Genomic DNA, 24,695 nt, shown 5'->3' on the forward strand with positions numbered 1-24,695 from the left:
ACTAGTTTTTATCCACGATTTTACCATCTACCATTACTAACTTTCGATCTGCCATATTTGCTAACTCTTCATTATGAGTTACGATAACAAAAGTTTGTCCAAATTCATCCCTTAGTTTGAAGAACAATTGATGTAATTGATCAGCAGATTCGCTATCCAAATTACCTGAAGGTTCATCAGCAAAGATTAGATCAGGTTTATTCATTAACGCTCTAGCCACAGCAACACGCTGTTGCTCTCCACCAGAAAGCTCGTTTGGCTTGTGATTGTATCGTTCTTGTAAGCCAAGATACTCTAACAATTCTTTGCCTTTAGTCTCCGCTTCAGATTTTGAAGCATTGTTTATAAAAGCTGGAATGCAAACATTTTCTAATGCTGTAAACTCTGGTAAAAGTTGATGAAACTGAAAGATGAAGCCGATATGCTCATTTCTAAACTTGGCGAGAGACTTTCCATCTATAGCGTTGACATTAGTACCGTTAATAATGAGTTCGCTACTGGTTGTATTATCACTTTTATCTAGTGTTCCAAGTATTTGCAGTAGCGTTGTTTTACCAGCGCCAGATGCTCCAACTATGGCAACGATTTCACCTTTGTTAATGTTTATGTCTACACCCTTAAGCACATGAAGATCTTTGTAGTGCTTTTGGATATTTTTAGCGTTAATCATCAATTAATTTTGAACGATGAAATTACTACATAAAATGCTATGGGCAAAACGGTTTAAGTTTTCTTTTTTGTATATTAAAATTTGAAACAAAAATCTTAAAGCGTATTAGATATGGATACTGTTTATGAGAAGTTCTACAAGGGAATGTACTTAAAAACTGGAGGATATATTCCGTCAGAACCTATCAACCAGAATATTTATCCTGGAGACTTTTTTCAAATTAGAGATGGGGAGATGATTCTTCTAGGAAATATTTATAAAAATTCAGTCATTAGTGTTGAAAATACCAAATTTAATTATGAAATAGCTTTAAACCCTGTCAATTGGACATTCAGCAAGGGTGTCACAAAACCCTATTCAGGAAGAGGAACAGGAAACAATCCTATTGAAGGTGAAATTGAATTTAGTAAGCAAATTTTGGCTTTTGATAGTCCTGGGAGCTATTTTTTTAAAGGAAAAGACCCAAAAGCTTGTAAGATTACTAATTGGTCAGATATTAAACAAGAGCTCATTATTAAACTTACTCAAACCTTGTATTCTTTTAGGGATGTTTATGTAGTTACTGAGTGTGTGACTATGAATAACTGGACTTTGGCCATATCCAATTCAAAGAAAGGAGAGTTAGAAATCGCAGCAGACAATGAGAATTTTGGTTTGGTTGATATTTTTGGACATGTTTCATCTAAAACCATTCAATCCAAGGATATTGAATACTATCACAGAGAAACTAAGCGAAAGCCTAGCTTCTTTAAAGCAAAAAAGTTAGCTATTCAAAATGATAAGTTAGAAACTTTTATTAGTGAACAAATTGCAGACAAAATGGAAAAAAACCAATGGGCTAATGATTTTTATGAATGCGATTTTGGTATAGAACTTATGAGTCCTAATTCTTCTATATCTAGTAATCACAGTATCTCAGTATTGGACATGTTACAAGCCAATGAGTTAAATCCTAATACTGCATTGCTATACTTTAAATGGGAAGATGCGAATTTGGATGATTTAGAACGACTCTTCTCCCGCGTCTAGCATTTCGTAAACGATATTGAGCAGTTCTGTTACTAGTATTTTGAGGTTTCTTCCTGAAAATATTTTTAACATTGTTGTAATCAATAAAATATTGAAGTCTTACTGAAAGTGTATGCTCGAAGTCTTGTTCAAAAAGTGTATTTAAGCTGTCAAAATAACTATCTCCAGATGCGTTACTAAAGTTGAACAACTGATTTCTGTATAGTGCCGTTAAAAAGCTACCAGGCGCAACTTGCCATGTATAACTAAGGTCTAAGTTCCATGTGTTGAAGTTAACATCTGGGTCATCAATATCATCTGTAGTATAACCATCATCAGTAGACAAACTACCGTTTTCTTGCAGTGCATACAATCCGTAATCATATTCCACCGTAGACCAGAAATTCCTAAATGATAATGACAACGTATGGAATGGATTAAAGCTATAGCTACTAGAAATACTGTTCTCAATAGACACAATGTCACGCTCTCCAAAAATGATATCATCATCTATATTGGCAACAAAACCACGACTCCCTTTATTGTTTCTGTAGGAGAGCCCATAATTAATAATGAACTTATCACTAAATCGATATGTTGGGTCTACGCCAAAATTATAACCAAATAGATCTCTTTCGCTATCAAAAGCATGGAAGGTCCCAGCATTAAGCCCAATAGAAAATGGTTTGGCAGAATTGGTGTCTAACCAACCACCAATAAACCCAATATTTTTGAATACGAAGAAACGCTTGTTCTCAAAATCCCTTGGCTCAAAAAAATCGAACTGCTTACCAGGCTCAAAGTTGATGTTGCCACCAAACCACATAAGCTTCTTAGTTTGAGCATTCATATTGAATCCAAAATTGGTTCCTGTAAACGTACTTGGTTTGTATAATCGTCTATAGTTTACCCAAGTATTAATTCTGAAATTATTAAGCTTCTCTGTAGGCTCAAATATTTGATAAGAGGCATCTATACCAAAATTGTTGAAGTTATTTCTGAAGTTTAAACCAAGGTCATTAATATCGTAACCTTCGTTAGAAAATCTGTGATCGAAACTATACCTGAAATTACCATGAGATTTTCTAACCAAAATGAAAGAGCTCAAACCAGTTTTGGTACCATCGGCTTGGTTGACATTACTCATTTTAACGTCCCCGCGAATGTTATACGTATTACGTTTGTTGGAGATATCTGCCACCAGTCCAGTAACATTTCCATCTCTAAAGTGGCCATCTCTGGTAACGTTTGTGTTAATCAAACTTACCGAGGAGTTACCGTTAAACTGTTGGTCTATGACTAAGATGTTGTAATTGGCAAGGGGTTCCACAACTTCAGATCTATCGGTGACTACAGTTTCAAACTCCATAGTCACATCATTAAAGACTTCTTCAGTTCTTCTTACCACAGTCTCTGTCTTTTCTGTAATAGCATTAAAGAAACCAATACCTAATCCTTTCTTTGTTCTTCCAGATACTTTTACAGCATTCAATACTTTTACTTCATCAGGGAAATCCACATATTCTTCATTATCGGCAAGATCAATCCCTGTTGGTGCATTTCCAATACGTCTAGAGAAGAACAGGTTTCCTTTATTGAAGAGATCGATACCTTCCTTAAAAAATTGACGTTGTTCCCCAAAAGTTTGTTCAAAAGGTCCAAGGTTGAGTCTTAAGTTATCAAATCCAGCCTGACTGAAATCTGGAATTAAAGTTGCATCTAGCGTGAAATTTTCTGTAATACCATACTTTACATCAGCTCCGATACTGTAATTAGGACTTTCGAGCGTATTATAGACCGTAGATAAGAAAGGGTAAAAGGCTAATCGAGTAGGAGGCTCTATATTCTCTATGCCTTTGAGTTCTCCATGATAAAGCCCAATATTACCTTTAGTTCTATCTAATGGATTCCATGTATACTGAGTATTATCTATTCTAAAACGACGGTGAAATTGTAACCCCCAAGTTTGAACTTCTTGATTTGAGAATCTAAGTGTTCTATATGGAAGTTTCATTTCAACAATCCATCCATCATCAACTATCTTTACAGCACTATCCCAAACAGCATTCCATCCAAAATCCTCACCAATACTTGGGTTAGCAATGGCATCGGCTTGTGTACCCGAACTAAATACAAAGAACTCAGTATCATTTTGCGCATCATTGTTTGGATTCAAAACGACAAGAAAAAAATCTGAATTACCGAAGTTGTCTCTACTCGTAAATTGGGTCTGTATATCTTCCGGATTGTCCTTTAGGTAAGCAGCAACATAGATTGCATTATCATCATAAGCCATTTTTACAATGGTCTTCTTATGCTCTGGAAGTCTGACGCCCATTTCTGGTCTAAACTGAATAAAATCTGTAGCGATTTCAGCAGTTTTCCATACGTCATCATCTAGTACACCATCAATTTTTGGTGCATTAGCTGTACGCTGTATGTTTAACGTCTTTTTTTCTTCCTGTGCATTGATACTCAATAGATGAGAGAACGTAATCAATGCAATGAGTAAGCGGATTTTCATTATTTTGATTGATGATTAGCGATTGGTTTACTTATAGATTTAAGAAATAGCTCCATGTTACACTTCACACACAAAACTATAAGTTTGTCAATGCTATTTTCCTAAATTAACGTTAAAAACTAGTATACATTGTTAATCTTGCAATGTGCTCAGGTAAATTCAATCTTGAAATATTTTATGTACATTTAGCAAAAACCCCACTATGCCTTATCAAAAATTCGAAGAATACAACATTAAAGTTACTGACGACGTAAAGGCCAGATATAAGAGTATTATTGAAGATCTGGGAGAAGATGTAAATAGAGATGGTTTGTTGAAAACACCAGAACGTGCTTCTAAAGCCATGCAATTTCTAACCCAAGGTTATCATCAGGATGCAGCCGATATTCTCAAAAGCGCAATGTTCAAAGAGTCGTATAATGAAATGGTCATCGTGAAGGATATTGAGTTATATTCGCTTTGCGAACATCATATTTTACCATTCTTCGGAAAAGCACATATCGCCTATATTCCTAATGGTTATATCGTCGGATTAAGTAAAATACCCAGAATTGTGGATGTGTTTGCTAGACGTCTGCAAGTACAAGAACGACTCACAGAACAAATTTTGGAGTGTATTAATAACACATTAAAACCTCAAGGTGTAGCTGTTGTCATAGAAGCTTCGCACATGTGTATGATGATGCGTGGTGTGCAGAAACAAAACTCTGTAACAACCACTTCTGGTTTTAGAGGAGCATTCCAAAACCTAGAAACGCGAAACGAATTCTTGAAACTCATTAGCGAGAAGTTGTCTTAGTTTCTATTATACTTCAGATGGATAAAAGAGTGTTAGATGACTAAGGCAAAAAGGTTTGAGGGATGCATATTAGGAGGAGCAATTGGAGATGCTTGGGGTAGCGGTTTCGAGAATCAATTTGAACAAGAAGACGATACATTTTATTTGATTGGAAACCCAAAGGTAAAGTTGCCAACCTGGGGAATTACTGACGACACGCAATTGACTTTAGCCACAATTGAAGTAATAATTGATAATGGAAAAATCACCCCTGAACTAATAGCAAATCAATTTTTACATTATTATCAAAAGAGAAAACTTAGAGGTGTTGGCTCAAGTACCTATAAAGCATTAAAGGAACTAAGTTTTGGAGGTCATTGGAGTCAAGTAGGAAGAAGAGGGGAATATGCAGCAGGAAATGGAGCTGCAATGCGAATAGCTCCACTTGCTTTTGTACAAGAAATCAAAAATTCAGAAATACGAGACATTTGCCTAATTACCCATAATAATGATGAAGCCTATATAGGTGCTATGTGCATAGTCATTGCAATCAGAGAAATCTTAAATGGTAATTGGACAGGAAAATCAAACCTCATAGATCTCATAATAAAACAAATTCCGGATACAAGAGTTCGAGATAGACTAATCGAAATTAAGGATATTGAAAATCTCGAAGAGATAGGAGAAAAGGGCAACGATGGATATGTTGTGAATTCAGTACCATTGGCAATTGCAGCTGCTAATAAAGTACAAGAAATAGGGATTGAACAAATGTTCACCCAATTGATTGATATAGGAGGAGATACAGATACTAATTGTTCAATTGCTGGACAGATTGCAGGAACGTTAATAGGAAAAACAGGTATACCATTAGATTTAATAAACAAATTAGAAGCATTGGATGATTATAATTGGATTGAATCCACTATCAATAGATATAGAGAAAAGAAGGGAGTGTAACATTCTCAGAATTCAGTATACATATAAGGTGCAAGAGATTGGCACCTTTTTTGTTTCCTCAATGTTAAAAATCCAAATACGATGAACTTAAAACATAAATATAGAAACCTAATCCTGAGTATTATTTTAGACCTTATTGGTTTTATCCCATTTATCGATTTGATTTGGGCTCCAATTTCAGGATATATAATGACTAAACTTTACAAAGGTGAATCAGGTAAAATTGCAGGGGTCTTCACATTCATTGAAGAAATATTACCAATGACCGACTTCGTGCCTTCATTTACCATAATGTGGTTTTACACCTACGTGTTCAAGAAAGTCGATAAGAATACAATTATTGAAGTATAGATTATTCTACAACGTAGATAAATTCATCGACTTCAGAAAGCCTGAAATATCCAAACGGAAAATCATCTGGACTAGTTGTGTTGATACAATTCCCTCTAACCGTAGCAGGTTGTGTTTCAAAAGGACCACCACCTTCTTCACTGTTTTGCTGTAGTAAGATGAACATGAATTCATAGAAACGACGAGATACACCGTAATTTCTTATGGTTACAACATCGCCTGTATCTAATTCTTCTTCAGTATAGAAACCAAAGATTTGATTTCCGTTAGTAAATTCATCATCGTAAACTTCTAGAGTAGGTATCGCAGGAATATCACTTATGAACTCAAAGAAATAATAGTTTTCTTCATCAGCAGGATCAGTATAAAATGCTTTAAGCTCTGTTTCTTCTCCTGTAAAACCGCCTTCGTCGTTTTGTTCGACAAACTCAATCGAGGCAACAGATTTTAAGGTTTCTGTTGCAGTGTAGGTGTCACCTTCATAGATTACCGTAAGATTATAAACGCCATCAATCACTGGAATAAATGTAGAGTTTTGATATATGCCTGTAACGCCGTTCTCAATAAAATTGAATGTGTTATTGTTCTCGTCTGTAATAAAGATAGTAGCGCCATTAGCAGGCGGAACTTCGTCATCAAAGTAAGGAGCAGAGAGTGTAAGTTTAATTTGTTGCTCATTCCCAGCAGTACCTTTGAACCAATTAATTGATGCTTCAATCACTAATCTAGGTTCAGCATTATTGAGGTCTACAGAGATTTCATCCTCACACGAAGTGAAGACGAATAGAATACTTAATACTAATAATAACTTCTTCATAATCAAAACTTAAAGTTATATGAAATTGACGGTACAATGCCAAAAATAGCTAGCCTAATGGCTTCGTTCCGAGCAGTCATTCTATTCTCTCTAAAGGTTATAGAAGCTGCATTTCTACGATTGTAAATATTGTAAATGCCCAATACCCATTCACCTTTCCAACGTTTAGTTGAATTTGGTTTTGGTGTATAAATTGCTGAAACATCTAAGCGATGGTATGATGGTAAACGGCTTGAGTTCCTTAAATCAAAACTTGGAATACTAATCCCATTATACTCATACTGACCATTTGGAAACGTAGTTGGCTGTCCAGTCTGGAATAGTAAATTTCCACCAAACGACCATTTTTCATTGAGTTTATAACTTGCGGTTACTGACAGGTCGTGAGTCTTGTCGTAAGGCGTGTTATACCAATCACCATTATTAATACCAGTTTCTGCTGGAGTTCTTCCTTCAGTTTGTTGTTCTGCTTTGGAAAGGGTATAGGCTATCCAACCTTTTAGATCACCTTTATTTTTTCGGAACAATACCTCTAAACCATAAGCGCGAGCACGTCCATTTAAGATCACTTGCTCAATAGCATCATTAGCAATAAGATCAGCACCATCGATGTAATCGATTCTGTTTTTTATAGTCTTATAAAAACTTTCTACTTCTAGTGAATAGGCATTATCATTGATGGTTCTAAAGTAACCAACAGCAAACTGATCTAGTAACTGAGGCTCAACATACTTTCCACTAGGTGTCCAAACATCTAAAGGTGTAGGAGAGCTTGTATTCGATAACAAATGTAAATACTGAGCCATCCTGTTGTAACTAGCTTTTACCGAACTTTCATCATTGAGCTGATAAGCTAAAGCCAGTCTAGGTTCAACATTAAAAAATGATTCTATAACATCACTTCTGCTAAAGGTGTCTGTACCAATTGGATCTGCCTTTTCATAGATTTGTATGTCTTCATTGAATACAACAGGATTGTCATTTTCATAAATATTCAATTCATCCTGACCTAATCTCAAGAACGAGCTAAACCGTACACCGTAAGATAATGCAAGGTTCTTTGTTACTTGATGTTCAGCATCAACGTACAAGGCATTTTCAAAGGCATACTTATCAATAAGTTTGAAAGGATTAACACCAGAAGTTGGTGTGGTAGGATTGATTTCACCTGGATTGAATTTGTAGTAAATACTGTTCAAACCATATTCCATTTTGAAGGTGTCACTAATGTAGTGTTTCAAGTCATATTTGACATTAAAATTCTGTATTCCTGACGTCCAGTCGAACTCTACAAAATTCAGTTTTAAGTCATAATCATAATCAGAATAAATGAGCGAAAGATTAGAAAACAGCTTGTCTGAAAATAAATGATTCCATCTAAAATTAAGAACCGTGTTACCATATTCGTTTTCAAAACTGTCTGCTATTTCAAAGACATCTCTACCAAAGTATCCAGACAAATAGATGCTGTTATTGTTATTGAGGCGATAACTTAGCTTAGTATTTAAGTCATAGAAATAGGCTTTGCTGTCAATATCGAATAGAGGTAAAAAGATATGCGCATAACTACTGCGACCTCCAAATAGAAACGACCCTTTTTCTTTTTTTATGGGACCTTCAGCTAAAAAACGACTGGCTACAAGACCAATACCACCATTCATGTGAAACTCTTTACTATTTCCTTCTTTTTGATAAATGTCTAATACGGAAGACACTCGGCCACCATATTTGGCAGGAATGCCTCCTTTATAGAGTTTGATGTCCTTTATAGCATCTGGATTAAATACCGAAAAGAAACCAAATAGGTGAGAGGAATTAAAGATGGTGGCTTCATCAAGCAAAATTAGGTTTTGATCTGCGGCACCACCACGAACATTAAAGCCAGAAGAACCTTCTCCAGCATTTGTAACTCCAGGTAATAATGTAATGGATTTGATAATGTCTACCTCTCCCAACACCACAGGCATTTGCTTAATGGTATTAATAGTAAGTGTATTAACACTCATCTGTGGCTTGCGTATGTTGAGTTTCTCTACATCTTTGGTGATTATGACTTCTTCGAGGCTTTCGGTAGATTCTGCTAATTGAAAGTTTAGTGTTTTATCAGAATCTAGAACAATACTTTGAGATATGCTGCCATAGCCTAAATAGCTTAGTTGTACTATATAAGTGCCTTCATCTAAAGTAATGGAGTAGAAGCCATATTCATTGGTTGTAGTCCCAGTTTGCAATTCGGGAAACAATATGGTAACTCCAATAAGTGTCTCATTACTTTTTTGATCTGAGACGATACCGCTAAGTGTATATTTTTCTTGGGAAAACCCAAAGCTTAGAACAAGGAGGAGTAAAGGGAGTATTCCTTTTCTTTTGCAATTCATTTTGTAAAAATAAGGATTAGGCGTCAGAAGATTTTAAGTTTAACAGTTTGTTAAAATGGTAAGGCGCTAAGGTCTACATTTCCACCAGAGATTATCACGCCAATCTGTTTTCCTTCAAACTTGTTTGAACTTTTTAAAACTGCGGCAACGGCAACAGCACTAGACGGTTCAATAATAATTTTCATGCGTTCCCAAACTAATCGCATAGCATTGATAATTTCATCTTCGGTAACTCTGATAATTTCAGAAACATGCTCTTTGATAATAGGAAAGTTTTTGTCACCTAGATGTGTTCTAAGACCATCTGCAATGGTATGTGTTGTGGTGTTCGTTTCTATCTTACCACTTAGTAAAGAACGATACGCATCATCTACTTCAAAAGGTTCTGCACCGATAATTTTACAATTTGGATTTAGCTCTTGAACAGCTAAACAGGCTCCAGCGATAAGGCCACCACCACCAATTGGAGTGATAATGATATCGAGTTCTGGATAATCTGATAGCAACTCGAAGGTAGCAGTACCTTGTCCAATAATGACGTTTGTATTATTGGAAGGATGGATAAACGTTGCTCCAGTGTTATCTTCTACTTTTTTAGCCGTTTGTTCTCTGGCCTCAATAGTGGATTCACATTCTATTACTTCTCCATTATAACCGTAAACAGCTTCACGTTTTACGCTTGGTGCATTATCTGGCATTACGATGTATGCTTTAGCACCAACACTTTTGCCTGCCAAAGACAATGCTTGTGCAAAATTTCCGGAGGAATGTGTTACGACACCTTTGAATTTTTGCTCGTCAGCAAGCTGTAATATAGCATTAGTAGCACCACGAATTTTGTACGAGCCAGCACGTTGAAAATTTTCACACTTAAAAAATACTTCAGCCTTAGCTATATTATTTATAGCTGATGAAGTTAGGACAGGTGTTTTATGTATATATTTTGAAATACGGTCACTGCAATTTTTTATGATGTCTTTCTTCATGCAATAAATATACTAAAGGTAAAGTAGATTAAACGAGTAAGGTTTAATCATTCTTTATGGACATTGATCGGAGTCGAAATGTAATCTAGAATCCGATAATTCATTTTGTCTTGATACAAAACGAATCAAAAAATCAAGAAGAGCTTAAGGAAATTTTTGTAATCAAGATTACAAAATCACTAATAAATCTAATCGTTTCATGCTCTTTTTCGCTAAAGCGAAACGCAATTACACTTGATTTATAGTTATTTCTGAAAACTCTTCACTAAAGTGTTTTCAAAAAAAAAGGCTACCCGATGGATAGCCTTTGTTTTCGATACGATTTTTGTCAAAATCACTCAAATCGACGTGAGTTTTATATCTCAGATAAGATTTTATTAAGCGTTACATTTGGTCGCATTGCAGCATTACCCAATGCATCGTTTGGCTCGTAATAACCACCGATATCCATCGCTTGTCCTTGAATATCATTTAATTCTGAAACAATCTTAGCTTCATTTGTTGTCATAGCTTCTGCTACAGGAGCAAATCTAGTTTTCAACTCAGCATCTTTATCTTGATTTGCCAATTCTTGAGCCCAATACATAGCTAAATAGAAGTGACTTCCTCTGTTGTCCAATTCATTTACTTTACGTGATGGACCTTTTTTGTTTTCTAAAAGTTTTTCTGTGGCTTCGTCTAATGCTTCACCAATAACTCTAGCTTTTTCATTATTGTTTGCATCTGCATAATGGTCTAGTGAAACCGCTAATGCTAAGAATTCACCTAAAGAATCCCAACGCAAGTGATTTTCTTTTTCAAACTGTTGTACATGCTTAGGTGCAGAACCACCAGCGCCAGTTTCAAACAATCCACCACCATTCATAAGTGGTACAATAGATAACATCTTTGCAGAAGTTCCAAGTTCTAGAATAGGGAAGAGGTCAGTAAGGTAATCTCTTAATACATTTCCGGTAACCGAAATTGTATTCTCACCAGCTTTAACACGTTCTAGTGTAAACTTGGTTGCTTCAATAGGAGACAAAATTCTAATGTCTAATCCTGAAGTATCGTGATTTGGTAAGTATGCTTCGACTTTTTTGATCAATTCGGCATCATGAGCTCTTTCTTTATTCAACCAGAATACAGCTGGCCAACCAGATGCTTTAGCTCTTGTTACGGCTAACTTTACCCAATCTTGTACTGGTGCATCTTTTACCTGACACATACGCCAGATATCACCAGTTTCAACATTGTGAGAGGTAAGCGTAGTTCCGTTAGCATCAACAACTTCGACTTTACCATTGCTGGTAATTTCGAACGTTTTATCATGCGATCCATATTCTTCAGCCTTTTGAGCCATAAGCCCTACATTAGGCACTGTTCCCATTGTAGTTGGATCAAAAGCGCCATGTTCTTTACAGAAATCGAAAGTTGCTGTGTAGATTCCTGCATAGCTACTATCTGGAATTACTGCTTTTGTTTCTTGAAGTTTCCCTTCTTTATTCCACATCATTCCCGATGTACGAATCATTGCTGGCATTGAGGCATCAATAATCACATCACTTGGAACATGAAGGTTGGTAATACCTCTGTCACTATCTACCATGGCCAAATCTGGACCATTTTCTAAAGCTTTTAATAAGGCAACTTGTATCTCTTCGCGTTTTGCTTGTGGTAATTCATTCAAGTTACTTAATAGGTTTCCAAAACCATTGTTTACATCTACACCAATCTCTTCAAATACATCACCATAAGTTTCAAAAACATCCTTGAAATAGGTTCTTACTGCATGTCCAAAAATAATTGGGTCACTAACCTTCATCATGGTTGCTTTCATGTGTAATGAGAATAAAATGCCTTGATCTTTAGCGTCGTTTACTTGTGCTTCTAAGAACGCAAGGAGTTCTTTTTTCTGCATTACTGTAGCGTCAATAATCTCTCCTTTCTGAAGTGCAATACCTTCTTTAAGGATAGTTACATTACCATTAGCATCTGTATGTTGAATGTTTACAGAAGTAGCTTCATTAAGTGTTACAGATTTTTCATTGTGAGCAAAATCACCATGAGTCATGGTTGACACGTGCGATTTAGAATCACTAGACCATGCTCCCATAGAATGTGGGTTTTTTTTAGCGTAATTCTTTACAGCTTTTGGAGCGCGGCGGTCAGAGTTTCCTTCTCTAAGTACTGGATTTACTGCACTTCCTTTGATTTTATCGTAACGCGCTTTTATAGATTTCTCATCGGCATTTTCTGGCTCGTCTGGATAATCCGGTAGCGCATAACCTTTTGCTTGAAGCTCTTTGATTGCACCTTTGAGCTGAGGAATTGACGCACTAATATTTGGTAATTTTATGATGTTTGCTTCTGGCTTTTTTACTAATTCACCAAGTTGTCCTAAAGCATCTTCTACTTTTTGATCATCGGTTAGATAATCTGAAAAATTTGCTAGAATACGACCAGCTAATGAGATGTCTTTAGTTTCGACTTCAATTCCCGATGAGGCTACAAACGCTCTAATGATTGGTAAGAATGAACGTGTTGCTAATGCTGGAGCTTCATCAGTAATAGTGTATATAATTTTTGACATAGAATTGAGTTAAAAATTTATGGAGAAAAATAGCGGAATAGCTCTATTTTTTTGCCTTGCGAATATACAAAATATTAAGAGTTTTTTAGTCAATTTGCAATTAGACAAGCTGTAATTACCAATATGATAATTTTGATAGCGCCAAATTGAATATTTGCTAATTATTCTAAAATAATTTGATACTTTTTTAATAGGCCAGCGACTTCATCTCTTGAGAACTTGGCTTTTGTGAGTGTGTTTTGCTCTGGATCTATATCAAAATTGAATGAAGAGCGAAGGTCTGCCGCTTTTAAATTGGTATTATTGAATACCGCTCGGTTGAGATCGCACTTGGAGAAAATAGCATGTTCTAGATTCGCTTCTGTGAAGTCAGTTTCAATGAGTTTACAATTATTAAAGTGAGTTCTTTTAATGTCCAAGCTATAGAATGAAGCAAAATCGAGTTGACAGTTTGTAAAGGTAAATTCGATAATAAAATCGGAAGCTGTTTCAAACTTTACACCAATGAGCTTACAATCTTTGAAGTGTACATCTTTAAAAACAGTATTGGTTACATTACAATTGCTGAGATTGCAATCTATGAATTCGCATTCTAGAAACGTAATGTTAGAAATGTCTGAATTCTCAAAATTACAATTGGTAAAGGTACACGCGTCGTACTCACCTTTGTTAAGTAGAGTAGATGTAAAGTCTTGGTTTTTAAATGTTTGTTGATCGTGGAAGGACAAGTTTTGTAGCTTAGATTATATAAAAGACAAAAGCCATATCACTGTAGCAGTACTACTCTGACATGGCTTTTTTTGAAATGGTTCCGCGTGACCTATTTAACGTTGCCGTTAACCTCAGTTGATTCTCCGATGAGTTTCTCCCTTTTCGGTTCAAGTTTCACCTTTTCAATGAAACTTTTCTTAACTTTCAATATGCATTGACCTGTTAATACTTAGTTTCGTTAGTATTGTCTTTCTTGATCTCTTTTCGCTCATTCTTCGCTTGCGCGTCAAACCTGCTCCAAGACATTGCCTCGTCGTTTTCGTGTTCTCTTTCGTTCCCACTACTTTTCGGAAGCTTTCCACTTTTTCCGCTCTGCCTGCTTACACATGCTTCACTTTCCAAGCTTCTTGACTCGTCCGCTACACATGCATACACATGCTGCTTTCAAACCTCAAACTACAATACTTATAAAGAACGTTTCTTTATACAATTTAACATAAACTCGAAATAATTTTCAAAACCGAACTAGGTTCGTTGTTAATTGTTCAGCTAATATAGAACGACATTGCAAATTTCCAAATTTTTTAAGGTTTTAGATATTCACAAGTTTTACACCGAACTTATCAACATTTGTTAATAAAGAAAGCCCTGGATTACTCCAAGGCTTTCTAATGTTTTGAAAACGAAAGACTTCGTCTTATTTTCTAACTTCTTTAATTCTAGCTTTCTTACCAGTAAGACCTCTAAAATAGAAGATTCTAGCACGTCTAACTTTACCTCTTTTGTTCACTTCAATCTTTTGAAGTGCTGGTAAGTTGATTGGGAAGATACGTTCTACACCAATTGTACCAGACATTTTTCTGATGGTAAAAGTTTCTGTAGTACCAGATCCTTTACGTTGTAACACTACACCTTTAAAAAACTGTGTACGTGTTTTGTTTCCTTCTTTAATTTCGTAATACACTGTAATAGTGTCACCAGCTCCAAATTCTGGAAAATCTTTTCTTGTAACAAATTCGTCCTGAACAAATTTTACTAACGATTCCATTGTTTTATTTGTTTTCTATGGTTTGTCCGAAGCAACATTCACGATTCTCGTCAGAGGTTAATCCGAAATTGGCTGCAAAGATAATTAATAATCAGTAACTGGCAATTAATAATTACTTTTTTTAGTGTGTTCCTTTTGCGTCCTTTCCACTCCGCTCAAGGACTGTAAAAGTCAGGCTATTCGCTGTATCTTTTTACGTGTTCTTGATACAAAATGCTAATGCATGTCACTCGAACTGACGTAAAAAGGATTGAGTTTATCCTGAGCTTGTCGAAGGGCTACTATCCTTAACACGAGTTATTAAGAACTAATCATTGGTATGCTACATCCTTTTGTAAAAACTATTGGGTAGTGTTCTCAATAGCTTTCCAATGAGCCACCATCTTTTGGTAACGTATCCAATTCCTTTTTTCCGCTTTATGATTCCAAAAATTTGTTTGGCAGCTTTCTCCTTAGATGCTACCCAAAACTGTCCATCTCCTTTAGCCATAGCTGTATCTACAAACCCAGGACGAATGTCAGTAACATAAATTGGTTTCTTTGATTTTGTAGCTTTCTGTCGTAATCCTTCCAAATAATTTATTTGATAGGCTTTCGAAGCATTATATGCTGGTGCCATCCTGCTACCGCGTATGCCAGCTATAGAGCTTATGGCTACTAAATGTCCTTTGCCCTGCTTTTCAAAATAATTGAATGCCCAATCTACAATCTCGGTAAAGGCATTTACATTTAAAAGATTGGTTTTATGTTCTATGTCGAAATCTAGTTGGTCATTTAAATCACCTGTGCCAGAGCTCAATATCAAAAGGTCCAAACCGCCAAGGTCATTGACTAAATCGGTTAGCTTTTCTGAGTTGTTTTCGGTAGTACAATCGAAAGCACTTACTGCAAAGCGTTCAGGATTAATGTTTTTTAATGCGTATAATTCAAGTTTTCGTCTTCCAGTAACACCAACAACATAATCATGTGCCACAAGTATTCTTGATAAGGCATTTCCTATTCCAGAAGTTGCTCCTATGACTATTGCTTTTTTGATATATAGGTTACTCACTTTTTTTTAAATCATTAATCGCAAAGATGAAAAACCCTAAGGTAAAAACAAGAAATGCAAACATATTAAAGTAGGTCACCATAACCTGAAACTTCAAAAAATCCATATCGCTATCTTGAAAGCTGTTAAATAAAGGTAATATGGAATTAGCTAGCGTAGCCATAAGACATAAGAGACTACCCACTAAAAGCAATTTTGGACCAACTGATTTACGATACTTAGTAACGATAAAAATGCAAGCAACAATAATTACTATTTGAAATAGAGTTATCGCTATCCCAGCAATTGAAAAGTGTATTGCAGCGTTATTTATATTGTCCATATCTCTTTTTTTTATTACTCGTCTAGTAAATCTGGACGACGTTCTTGCGTGCGCTTGTAGGCTTGCTCTTCGCGCCACTTTTCGATTTCTGGGAAGTTACCGCTAAAGAGTATTTCTGGTACTTTCATGCCTTTGTACTCTCTTGGTCTAGTATAAATAGGTGGCGCCAACAAGTTATCTTGAAACGAATCGGTGAGGGCAGAAGTCTCATTACCCAATACACCAGGGATTAATCGAATCACTGCATCACACAATACTGCTGCGCCAAGCTCACCACCAGACAATACAAAATCACCAATGGAGATTTCCTTGGTAATAAAGGTATCGCGTACGCGTTGATCTACCCCTTTGTAATGACCGCAAAGAATAATAATGTTTTCTTTAAGTGATAATTGATTGGCAATACCTTGGTTTAAGGTTTCACCATCTGGTGTCATATAGATGATCTCATCATAATTGCGTTCGGTTTGTAGCTTAGAGATACACTTATCTATAGGTTCTATCATCATCACCATACCTGCACCACCTCCAAACTGATAGTCATCAACAGACTTATAGTTATCTGTCGTGTAATCTCTAAGATTATGAAAATGGACTTCTACCAAACCTGCTTCTATAGCACGTTTTAGGATGGATGCTTCAAACGGGCTTTTGAGCAATTCTGGTAAAACGGTTATGATGTCTATACGCATGATGCAAAGATGTAAATCTATTTTACTAAAAGCTTCTTAACTATTGATTTATTTTCAGATGTGATTTTGATAAAATAGATTCCACTAGCCACAGTTAAATCTAATTTACCCTCTGAGCTAACTTTTGTAGTTGACAATTTCCTTCCTTCAGAAGAAAACACCTCTATTTCAGCAAAGTTTTTAAGTTCAAAAATTTGAATACTATTTGTGGCTGGGTTTGGAAATATTTTTATTTGGGATAACGTATTGTCAGTAATACTTAAAGGTTGATCCCATGTGTCACCTACATTGTTACCCCAAATATATTCTACCAAATCTGGCTGATCAATAAATGGGTTCCTATTAAACTGCCAATTATATACGATATTATTCCTGTTCATTTCATAATCATCAGGAGGATCGTTTCGGTGCCAATCTAATAGTGTTGCTAAATCTCCTAATTGCCCAACCGTATCTGGAAAACCATCGACAACTTCTAATCCGTTATAACGGATTTCCATATACAAAACACTTCGGGCTACATCTCCATAAAAACTGCCTTGTGTCCCTGCTGGACCAGTGTATTGACCATAGTGTTGATTGCCTCTGATGCTATTTTCTGGCCCATCGGCAGCTCGTAATGCATGTGCATCTGAATTCCCATGGCGTAATGAATCGGCTTTAGTAGCCCAAAAAACATCTATTCCGTCAGCTATTTCATCTTCTTCAATGTCGTCAAAACCACCTCGAGATCTTGGATAGGTATGTTCTCTGTTCCACTTTCCATTGTTGTTCGAATCGGTTTGTAAATCTAATTTGGCTCGGCCTTGTTCTGTATACACTAACCAAACCTCATTACTGTTTAAAGGATTCTGATCTGCTTGCTTCAAAATATCAATAACGTCCGCATAGGTTTGCGCTCTTACAATATCTGGATCAGCAATAATATCCTGCAATGCTTGACGTAATTCGGTATCTGACAAGCCATCTAAACTATTATAATAGCCACTAGGTTGGGTGCTTTCTACGATACCAAATGTTGGATTTGTTGGTGTTCCCCAAGCTGCAACTGTGAAATCATTATCAACAACTCTCACTATCAAATTATTATTATATGGAATGAATGGTGTTGGTAAACTAGAAAACTGAATCTGCAATTCTTCATCACCTTCATCATCTGAATCATCAACTAGTGTTATTGTTGTTGATACTGAATTTTGACCATTCGGAATTGTAAGCGTAGTAGAACCAGTATAATCCGAACTATTAAACGTGCCATTATCTAATGATATGTCAAAAATAAGATCGGAAGATACATTAATATCAGAGGTAATGGTAATGTCAAAACTATTGCCTTCGTCATATTGCGTCATAACCGTTGACATGGTTAATGTATTGAACAAAACACCACTTCCATCATTCAAAGCTCTTGGTGTTGGCGTTGTGGACATATATGTAACATTATCATCCATATCTACAAAACGCTGAATTGAATTGGTATTATTACTTGGGCCTTCATTAATTTGTTCACTCACACCTAAAAGTGCCATTAGTGCAGCATCATCCGAATCGCTGGTATCATAGACTAGGGCATCTATCAAATTTGTTGTTGTTGCAAGAGTTCCTTCAGGAAAATCAAAATCGTTTGCTTGATAGATTGCAACAGCATCGGCACCATTCTGAATAACATTTGCAGAAATTATATGCTGCGGAAAAGGGGCAACTCCATTACTCCCAATAAGCAAAAGACCATTAACATCTGTGGTAAGCCCATCTAAATCAATTGTAAAATAGCTACTATCACCACCACTTGTTGATCCGTTAAAAAAGACGAGAACAAAACCATCTAAATCAAAATTCGGTGTGTCAGATTTAAGTTCTATAAATTCTTTGTCGTCTACACCTGGTGTATCGCAATCTAATTCATTTATAACCACCTGACCAATTGAAAATTGACTGAAGATTAATAATAAGAGTAACAGCGATGCTCTAGTGGTTAACTTTGGTAATGTAGTAAGGATCTCTTTACGCATACTACAAAGATGCGATTATTCTTTTGAATATGGAATAGGAGGTGGGAATTGGGTTTATACGTTCGTCTGCGATACAAATATATATTTATACTCCAAACATAAGCGAGATAGATATCTAGTTGATTAAATGAAAAAAATAATAACTTAATGAATTGAACGTTAGTTTTTATAATCACCAAAATTATCTTCATATGTATTCATTACGAATTCAATTACCTTTGCTTGTAGCCGTTTTGGTTTTATTTAGTTGCTCTAATTCTGATACTGATCCCGATCCTGAGTCTAATTTTTATGCACTAGCAGTAGGGAATTCCTGGGAATATAAATGGTATGGAGTCAGTAATGAAGGGAATCAAAGCGTAATTAGTGTCGAAGAAAATATTTCCATTACAGGAGTCGAAGACATAGGGGGTAACGTATTTTATAAATTCAGCCGGGTAATTTCTGGAAATCCCAATGGTATATATGCTTCCATTCCTGAGAATGGAGAACATATAGAGTACTACAGAGATTCTCTTGGTTTTTTAATTAATGATCAAGGATTAATAAAGTTTGCTAATTCGACAAATGAGGAGTTTCCGATAATCTATTATGATAATTTTGGGCATATTACAGATCCAGATGGCGGCGCGACCTTATTGGGAAGATTGTCGAACGAAGAAGTAGTTTACGAACTAGAAAATGAAAGTTTAAATTGCCTATTAATGACCACAAGAATTGAATATGATAACGGCATAGAAGCTCTTGCCAATAATCACATATATTATTCTAATGGTATTGGATTAGTAAGTGATGATATTGTGTGGGTTGCAAGTGAAAATAATGCTGGCTATAGAAGAGTATTAGTGAATTACAATATTCCTTAATTTTATAAATTGAGTTTTGGCTAGCTTTTACTAACACCTTACCGATTTGAAAATATTAGATATTTTTTACTAAAACCTTGCAGCTTCAATTTCTATCTGTAAATTTTTACGGCAAATGTCTGTTCTTAGATAAATATGGGGAACATCTTTAATAATTGGAGATAAAAACGTTTTTATTATTTCTAAATCGTGCTGCTCTTTTCCTGTGTAGTAAATTCTTATATAAGACATATTTCTCAAGGATATTATTCGTTCATTATTAGTCTTAAGTAAATCATATATACTTTCTATTGTGACGTTAGTTTGACTGAATATAATATTGTCTTCTTTGTGTGATTGTTCTTCCTTTATTGAAGAAGTCCCTGATATAAAAGTATAACCTCCCTCTTTATCAGTCGCTATTGATTTTCCTCTGTGGAATAATGGTTTATTGGGACCTTTAGTGACTTGTTGAGTATAGGTGAAGGGATCATTCTGAGTAGAAATTCTAAGATTTGTTATTTTATCATCAGGTATTCCTTTCATTGCAAATGCTGATAAGCTAAAATAGTTCTGAATTTGTACACCAACACCAGTAGCAGCTGGGTAGTTTTCCTTTTGAAGATTTAAGTTCTCAAAAACTTCCTGTCTTACCCCACAAAAAACATTGTAATTATCAACCTCACTTCCATCTTGAAATGAACTATGATTAATATCTCCAATATAATTCCACTGTCGAAAAATCTCTTTGTAATCTAAGCCAAGCTTTTCTAGTACTTTGCATAAATCCTGAAATGTGGTTTCTATTTTAGATTGTAAATCTATTCCGATAAAGTTTTCTTTACTTGATAAGAAGTATTCATGGATTTCATCAATTACTACTTCCGACACTCTATAATTGTGTAAATCATGATAAATAATATTACTATGCGAATATTCTGGGGATAGAAAAATTACCTCAATAGATATACTCATCTCAGGAACTTGAGGAATATAGTTAGTAGGGATTTTATTCGTTATATTACCGAATTTCTCAATTAGACTATCGAGTCTAAAATAATTCTTATCAAAGAAAATATTGATTAGTAAAATTTTTTTGTTTCCTATCAATTCAGAAAGTTGATCGAAACAATATTCAATCTGACGATTATTTGGAATTCCATTTGGAAGAATGTATTTAACTTTTCTAACGCCCTCAATTGCAGATAAAATTTCTCTGTAAAAAATCCTACGTGATTTAACACTCTGGTTAATGTGCTTTTTCTTGACTTCGTAGTAAAAAGGAAATGAGGTCAAATAGTTTTTATTAATTAAAAAACCTTTTGTATCTATATCATTATAAGGAATTAAATCATTAGTTTCTTTAAGTCGGTTACCTTCATTATCAAATAACACTATTTTTTCAATACTAGACTGAGGTTCAAAACAAAAAGTTAAAATTTCTCCTTTTGAGTGTATTCCTGTAGGGGAAATTACTCCTTTTAGTTTTTCAAAGAAACTTTTTTCAAGGTAGTTTATGATAAAAGGGTCTTCTGATTTAATTCCAAAGATATTATTAACTCCTGATTCTTGTGGTAATACAACATACTGATAAGCAATATCGTGAATAAGAATAAAATGGTTTTCTGACACATTTGAACTTTTCCAGATAATTGAGTTGTTTGATTCTCTATCTACTGTAATTTTATTGTCTTGTTCAAACTCCTTTATATAGTTTATAGCTTCAAATGAATTCTTTACTATTTTATAATCTTCATCAATAGACAGTTTTTTGAAAAAGTTAGGCAGCGTGTCTTGATGATTAGTTATCAATGTTACATTTATGTTTTTTATGTCAAAAGTTTTATCTACAACAGCTTTATATTCCTTATATCTTTTATGTGCAGAAAAATTTCCTATAAGTGGGTGGTAATCATATAGGTATATATAGAACGTTTTATCAGAATTTAATTCTGCTTTTTTAATCAAGCGTTGTAATGTGTCTGTGAGTTCTAGCAAAAATTCATCAAAACTGACTATCTGACTTTTTTGTTGCCTAAGTACATTATAAGAGACTATTAGCCCCCAGATACCTAGTTGTAATGTAAAGAAAATTGCAAGATGTACTATGAAGTTTTCTTCAATCCAGGCAAATAATTTTAGATTTTTCGGGTTATTTAAATAAAAAAAACTATTGAAAGAAATCCCCGATATAAGTATTGCGTAAAATAGACTAATTTGACCAGTATATTTTTTTAATTTCCAAGGAGAAAAAATATACTCTCTTTCGAATCTATTGAATTTTTCAATATACTTATTTTTGATAAAAATATATATTGCAATACACATCAATGATGTCAAAATCATTGGCCATATAATGAAAAAAATATTTTTTGCTATCTCCAGAATATCACCCATTTTTCAAGTTTTAAAAAAAGAACATTAATTAAGTATCCTAATATTCCTATCATTAGAACACCAGCGTACATATCTACAAATTGAAAACTCCTTTCAGAGTCTAGAATAAAAAAGCCTATTCCATTTCCACCAACAATCATTTCCACCGTTATTGCTAGTATTAGTGAGATTGCTACGGATATTTTTAGCCCTGTAAATATCTGAGGAAGTATAGATGGAAAAATAACGTTTTTTAATATTCTTCCTTGGTTAATATTGAATACTTTGGCTGTTTTGAGGAATTGTGGCTCAATACCGATTACTCCATCAATTGTATTTATTAATATTGGCCATAATGATCCAAAAAGGATTACAAAAATTTTCATCGTATCATCTATTCCAAGAAATAAGATCGCGATTGGAATCACAGATGCAGAGGGCAATGGCCTAAAGAATTCTATAATGAAATGAAAAAATTGATATATTTTTTTATTCGCTCCTAAAATTATTCCTAAAGGAACTGCAATCAGAGTAGCAATAAAAAAGCCTATAAAGCATCTATATATAGTTATTGAACAATGAATGATAAAATCAGATGTCCCTAAAAGGGATATAAGCTTTCCAATTATCAAAGATACTGGAGGGAAGTAAACCGGTGAGTTAGAACTTCTTGCGATTATCTCCCATAGAAGTATGAATAAAATTGGAATGATAAAAATTTTAAACTTATGTTTTATTTTATTCATTTACTATATAGATTTAGTAATTCTCGTTTATATTGATTGAATAGATTAGAGGTTGTTGTCTTTACTAAATTTCTTGGATATAAAATGTCAATATTTAATTGCTTAATGAAAGTTTTCTTAGTTTCACTTAAGTATAAAATTTTATTAGACAGAAAAATAGCCTCGTCTATATTGTGAGTGACTAGGACTATAGTTAAATTTAATTTCTCTCGAATCTCTAAAATCTCTTGCTGAAGATTGTTCTTAGTAAAAAAATCAATAGAACCAAAGGGTTCATCAAGGAACAATAAATCAGGTTCTTGCGCTAAAGCACGAGCTATGGCTACACGCTGTTGCATTCCGCCTGATAATTCTTTAGGAAGTTTTTTGCGGTGCTCATATAGCCCAACCATCTGTATATAATAATCACATTTATCCTGTATTTCTTTATTTTTAGATTCAAATGGGAAAATGATATTTTGTTGTACATTCATATGAGGGTAAAGGGAAGTGGAATAGTTTTGAAACACAGAAGAGCACTTGCAATCACAATCTATTTTTCCTTTTTCGGGCTTGAGAAATCCACTCAAAATATCCATAAGGGTAGATTTTCCACTACCAGATTTCCCAATAATTGAAATAAAATCTCCATTATACACTTTCAAGTTTATTCCTTTGAGAATTAATTGATCACCAAATGAATGATGAATGTCGATACATTCTAATAGTCTTTCTCCCATTAATTCAGTATGTCATTCATGGATAGTTCATTATTTATCCATCCTCTAGATTTAGTTTTATTTAGAATTTCACCAAAACTTTTTTCATCTATATCACTCCCATAGAATGGCAATACAATGTTTTTAACTTGATCAGGTTTTAGGCTTGTGTATTTCGTAATAATATATTCAAGTTCAGATCTATTGTTATTTGCGAAATCAGTTGCTTGAGATATAGACTTACGAAATTTTTCAACAGTCTCTTTATTTTTATTAATCCAATTGGCTTCCGCATTATAGGTGGAAATTTCCATTGAAGACATCACAGAAACAAAGTAATCACCAAGATTATTAACTTTTTCAGTTTGCATTGAAAATGTTACAAAAGGTTCAATTGAAGCTACGGCATCAACATTTTTGGAATCTAGTAATTGATACATTTGCGGAAAAGAGGATTCGACAAATTCAATGGTGGATGTATTTACTCCTGAGTCTTCTAAATAATTTAAAACAAATAATTCAACGATGTTTTTTCTTGTATTTACTGCAATTTTCTTTCCTTCTAGATCTTTTAGAGATTTTATACCAGAGTCTTTAAGAACTAATATTCCGGTTTCTTTATGATCTCTATTAGTTCTTGGGCCACCAGTAATAGGAATAAAATCTAGCCCACCATTATTTGCTAACATTACAGATACAACATTTGAGAAAGCGATATCAATACTACCTCCAGCTAGGGCTTCTAAAATTTTTGCCCCTCCTGTCATTTTCGTTAATTCTACTTCAAGACCATTTTCAGCAAAATAACCTTGTTCTTTTCCTACATATAGTTGTGCGCAATCTGCAATTGGAATATAGCCTATTCTTAGTTTTACTGGCTCAGATTCTGAAATAACTAAATCTTGAGGAGTGTCATTTTTTTCTAGTAAAAAATACCCTATCGTACCTAAAAGTATTAAAACAAGAATCAACCAAATGGTATTATGATTTTTTTTCATAGTTGTAAATTCTATTTTGATTATTTAATGCCAAGCTAATTTAGACTATAAAGCATAAGAAGTCAATACGTAAACCTACGTATATTAGGGAGTTACAAATAAAAAATCCGTAACTAGTGTTACGGATTCTATATTGTGATATGTTGGATGAG

General features: G+C 34.5%; 22 protein-coding genes. 5 read left to right on the forward strand and 17 right to left on the reverse strand.

Features of this window, described 5'->3' with window-relative positions; translation table 11 throughout:
• Position 1: 1 nt before the first annotated feature.
• Complete coding sequence (locus NCE97_RS07960; protein ID WP_353778491.1) at positions 2 to 670, reverse strand: ABC transporter ATP-binding protein; 669 nt, start codon at positions 668 to 670, stop codon at positions 2 to 4.
• A gap of 111 nt (positions 671 to 781) precedes the next feature.
• Between NCE97_RS07960 and NCE97_RS07965 the strand changes: the two genes are divergently transcribed.
• Positions 782 to 1,699, forward strand: a complete 918-nt coding sequence (locus NCE97_RS07965; protein ID WP_353778492.1) for a hypothetical protein — start codon at positions 782 to 784, stop codon at positions 1,697 to 1,699.
• On the opposite strand, the gene NCE97_RS07970 is transcribed toward NCE97_RS07965, so the two are convergent.
• Positions 1,644 to 4,202 (reverse strand): DUF5916 domain-containing protein, encoded by a 2,559-nt coding sequence (locus tag NCE97_RS07970; RefSeq protein ID WP_353778493.1) that lies wholly within the window; start codon positions 4,200 to 4,202, stop codon positions 1,644 to 1,646. The two genes, NCE97_RS07965 and NCE97_RS07970, sit on opposite strands and share 56 nt — an antisense overlap.
• A 202-nt stretch (positions 4,203 to 4,404) precedes the next feature.
• On the opposite strand from NCE97_RS07970, the gene folE reads away from it, so the two are divergent.
• The 3 genes from folE (at position 4,405) to NCE97_RS07985 (ending at position 6,291) form a co-directional block, all read left to right on the forward strand.
• Complete coding sequence (gene folE / locus NCE97_RS07975) at positions 4,405 to 5,001, forward strand: GTP cyclohydrolase I FolE (RefSeq protein ID WP_353778494.1); 597 nt, start codon at positions 4,405 to 4,407, stop codon at positions 4,999 to 5,001.
• 36 nt (positions 5,002 to 5,037) lie between these two features.
• Positions 5,038 to 5,940 (forward strand): ADP-ribosylglycohydrolase family protein, encoded by a 903-nt coding sequence (locus NCE97_RS07980; RefSeq protein ID WP_353778495.1) that lies wholly within the window; start codon positions 5,038 to 5,040, stop codon positions 5,938 to 5,940.
• An 81-nt stretch (positions 5,941 to 6,021) separates the two neighbouring features.
• Positions 6,022 to 6,291 (forward strand): hypothetical protein, encoded by a 270-nt coding sequence (locus tag NCE97_RS07985; protein ID WP_353778496.1) that lies wholly within the window; start codon positions 6,022 to 6,024, stop codon positions 6,289 to 6,291.
• A 1-nt stretch (position 6,292) separates the two neighbouring features.
• Here the strand turns inward: NCE97_RS07985 and NCE97_RS07990 are convergent, their stop codons facing one another.
• The 11 genes from NCE97_RS07990 to NCE97_RS08040 form a co-directional block, all read right to left on the reverse strand.
• Positions 6,293 to 7,108, reverse strand: a complete 816-nt coding sequence (locus NCE97_RS07990) for a DUF4249 family protein (RefSeq protein WP_353778498.1) — start codon at positions 7,106 to 7,108, stop codon at positions 6,293 to 6,295.
• A 2-nt stretch (positions 7,109 to 7,110) separates the two neighbouring features.
• Entirely contained in the window at positions 7,111 to 9,486 is a 2,376-nt protein-coding gene (locus NCE97_RS07995; RefSeq protein ID WP_353778499.1) for a TonB-dependent receptor, read from the reverse strand.
• A 50-nt stretch (positions 9,487 to 9,536) separates the two neighbouring features.
• Positions 9,537 to 10,472: a pyridoxal-phosphate dependent enzyme gene (locus NCE97_RS08000; RefSeq protein ID WP_353778500.1), complete on the reverse strand. Its 936-nt coding sequence runs from the start codon at positions 10,470 to 10,472 to the stop codon at positions 9,537 to 9,539.
• Positions 10,473 to 10,827: 355 nt separating this feature from the next.
• A complete protein-coding gene (locus NCE97_RS08005) occupies positions 10,828 to 13,044 on the reverse strand; it encodes an NADP-dependent isocitrate dehydrogenase (RefSeq protein WP_353778501.1) in 2,217 nt (738 codons plus the stop codon).
• A 161-nt stretch (positions 13,045 to 13,205) separates the two neighbouring features.
• The gene (locus NCE97_RS08010) at positions 13,206 to 13,772 is read right to left on the reverse strand and encodes a pentapeptide repeat-containing protein (RefSeq protein WP_353778502.1); all 567 of its coding nucleotides are present in this window, start codon (positions 13,770 to 13,772) and stop codon (positions 13,206 to 13,208) included.
• Between the two features lie 205 nt (positions 13,773 to 13,977).
• A complete protein-coding gene (locus tag NCE97_RS08015) occupies positions 13,978 to 14,190 on the reverse strand; it encodes a hypothetical protein (protein WP_353778503.1) in 213 nt (70 codons plus the stop codon).
• A 262-nt stretch (positions 14,191 to 14,452) separates the two neighbouring features.
• Positions 14,453 to 14,803, reverse strand: a complete 351-nt coding sequence (rplS, locus tag NCE97_RS08020; protein ID WP_353778504.1) for a 50S ribosomal protein L19 — start codon at positions 14,801 to 14,803, stop codon at positions 14,453 to 14,455.
• A gap of 322 nt (positions 14,804 to 15,125) precedes the next feature.
• Positions 15,126 to 15,854 carry an SDR family NAD(P)-dependent oxidoreductase gene (locus tag NCE97_RS08025; RefSeq protein ID WP_353778505.1) on the reverse strand — a complete coding sequence of 243 codons (729 nt, stop codon included), beginning with the start codon at positions 15,852 to 15,854 and terminating at the stop codon, positions 15,126 to 15,128.
• Positions 15,847 to 16,176, reverse strand: a complete 330-nt coding sequence (locus NCE97_RS08030) for a hypothetical protein (protein ID WP_353778506.1) — start codon at positions 16,174 to 16,176, stop codon at positions 15,847 to 15,849. Before NCE97_RS08030 ends, NCE97_RS08025 begins: the two co-directional genes overlap by 8 nt.
• 14 nt (positions 16,177 to 16,190) lie before the next feature.
• Positions 16,191 to 16,868, reverse strand: coding sequence for a tRNA (guanosine(37)-N1)-methyltransferase TrmD (trmD, locus tag NCE97_RS08035; RefSeq protein WP_353778509.1), 678 nt, complete (start codon positions 16,866 to 16,868; stop codon positions 16,191 to 16,193).
• 17 nt (positions 16,869 to 16,885) lie between these two features.
• On the reverse strand, positions 16,886 to 18,880 hold the full coding sequence (locus NCE97_RS08040) for an endonuclease (protein ID WP_353778510.1): 1,995 nt from the start codon (positions 18,878 to 18,880) through the stop codon (positions 16,886 to 16,888).
• A gap of 191 nt (positions 18,881 to 19,071) precedes the next feature.
• Here NCE97_RS08040 and NCE97_RS08045 point away from each other — a divergent pair, with 191 nt between their 5' ends.
• Positions 19,072 to 19,746: a hypothetical protein gene (locus NCE97_RS08045; protein WP_353778511.1), complete on the forward strand. Its 675-nt coding sequence runs from the start codon at positions 19,072 to 19,074 to the stop codon at positions 19,744 to 19,746.
• A 69-nt stretch (positions 19,747 to 19,815) separates the two neighbouring features.
• Here the strand turns inward: NCE97_RS08045 and NCE97_RS08050 are convergent, their stop codons facing one another.
• From NCE97_RS08050 to NCE97_RS08065, 4 genes are read right to left on the reverse strand one after another with little or no spacing between them, the layout of a single operon-like run.
• A complete protein-coding gene (locus tag NCE97_RS08050) occupies positions 19,816 to 22,122 on the reverse strand; it encodes a chorismate transformation FkbO/Hyg5 family protein (protein ID WP_353778512.1) in 2,307 nt (768 codons plus the stop codon).
• A complete protein-coding gene (locus tag NCE97_RS08055; RefSeq protein ID WP_353778513.1) occupies positions 22,101 to 22,847 on the reverse strand; it encodes an ABC transporter permease in 747 nt (248 codons plus the stop codon). Before NCE97_RS08055 ends, NCE97_RS08050 begins: the two co-directional genes overlap by 22 nt.
• Positions 22,844 to 23,566 (reverse strand): ABC transporter ATP-binding protein, encoded by a 723-nt coding sequence (locus NCE97_RS08060; protein WP_353778514.1) that lies wholly within the window; start codon positions 23,564 to 23,566, stop codon positions 22,844 to 22,846. The genes NCE97_RS08055 and NCE97_RS08060 overlap by 4 nt, the downstream gene beginning before the upstream one ends.
• A complete protein-coding gene (locus NCE97_RS08065; RefSeq protein ID WP_353778515.1) occupies positions 23,566 to 24,543 on the reverse strand; it encodes an ABC transporter substrate-binding protein in 978 nt (325 codons plus the stop codon). Before NCE97_RS08065 ends, NCE97_RS08060 begins: the two co-directional genes overlap by 1 nt.
• Positions 24,544 to 24,695: the final 152 nt, after the last annotated feature.

The sequence above is a fragment of the Winogradskyella sp. 3972H.M.0a.05 genome (assembly GCF_040493455.1).
Taxonomy (GTDB): domain Bacteria; phylum Bacteroidota; class Bacteroidia; order Flavobacteriales; family Flavobacteriaceae; genus Microcosmobacter.

Excerpts from the sequence above, each read along its gene's own strand:
- NCE97_RS08050 (WP_353778512.1), bottom strand. The coding sequence starts at position 22,122 with ATGGGTGATATTCTGGAGATAGCAAAAAATATTTTTTTCATTATATGG.
- NCE97_RS08045 (WP_353778511.1), top strand. The coding sequence starts at position 19,072 with ATGTATTCATTACGAATTCAATTACCTTTGCTTGTAGCCGTTTTGGTT.
- NCE97_RS08000 (WP_353778500.1), bottom strand. The coding sequence starts at position 10,472 with ATGAAGAAAGACATCATAAAAAATTGCAGTGACCGTATTTCAAAATAT.
- NCE97_RS07995 (WP_353778499.1), bottom strand. The coding sequence starts at position 9,486 with ATGAATTGCAAAAGAAAAGGAATACTCCCTTTACTCCTCCTTGTTCTA.
- NCE97_RS08060 (WP_353778514.1), bottom strand. The coding sequence starts at position 23,566 with ATGGGAGAAAGACTATTAGAATGTATCGACATTCATCATTCATTTGGT.
- NCE97_RS07970 (WP_353778493.1), bottom strand. The coding sequence starts at position 4,202 with ATGAAAATCCGCTTACTCATTGCATTGATTACGTTCTCTCATCTATTG.
- rplS (WP_353778504.1), bottom strand. The coding sequence starts at position 14,803 with ATGGAATCGTTAGTAAAATTTGTTCAGGACGAATTTGTTACAAGAAAA.
- trmD (WP_353778509.1), bottom strand. The coding sequence starts at position 16,868 with ATGCGTATAGACATCATAACCGTTTTACCAGAATTGCTCAAAAGCCCG.
- NCE97_RS08055 (WP_353778513.1), bottom strand. The coding sequence starts at position 22,847 with ATGAATAAAATAAAACATAAGTTTAAAATTTTTATCATTCCAATTTTA.
- NCE97_RS07980 (WP_353778495.1), top strand. The coding sequence starts at position 5,038 with ATGACTAAGGCAAAAAGGTTTGAGGGATGCATATTAGGAGGAGCAATT.
- NCE97_RS07965 (WP_353778492.1), top strand. The coding sequence starts at position 782 with ATGGATACTGTTTATGAGAAGTTCTACAAGGGAATGTACTTAAAAACT.
- NCE97_RS08030 (WP_353778506.1), bottom strand. The coding sequence starts at position 16,176 with ATGGACAATATAAATAACGCTGCAATACACTTTTCAATTGCTGGGATA.
- folE (WP_353778494.1), top strand. The coding sequence starts at position 4,405 with ATGCCTTATCAAAAATTCGAAGAATACAACATTAAAGTTACTGACGAC.
- NCE97_RS07960 (WP_353778491.1), bottom strand. The coding sequence starts at position 670 with ATGATTAACGCTAAAAATATCCAAAAGCACTACAAAGATCTTCATGTG.
- NCE97_RS08065 (WP_353778515.1), bottom strand. The coding sequence starts at position 24,543 with ATGAAAAAAAATCATAATACCATTTGGTTGATTCTTGTTTTAATACTT.
- NCE97_RS08040 (WP_353778510.1), bottom strand. The coding sequence starts at position 18,880 with ATGCGTAAAGAGATCCTTACTACATTACCAAAGTTAACCACTAGAGCA.
- NCE97_RS07985 (WP_353778496.1), top strand. The coding sequence starts at position 6,022 with ATGAACTTAAAACATAAATATAGAAACCTAATCCTGAGTATTATTTTA.
- NCE97_RS08005 (WP_353778501.1), bottom strand. The coding sequence starts at position 13,044 with ATGTCAAAAATTATATACACTATTACTGATGAAGCTCCAGCATTAGCA.
- NCE97_RS07990 (WP_353778498.1), bottom strand. The coding sequence starts at position 7,108 with ATGAAGAAGTTATTATTAGTATTAAGTATTCTATTCGTCTTCACTTCG.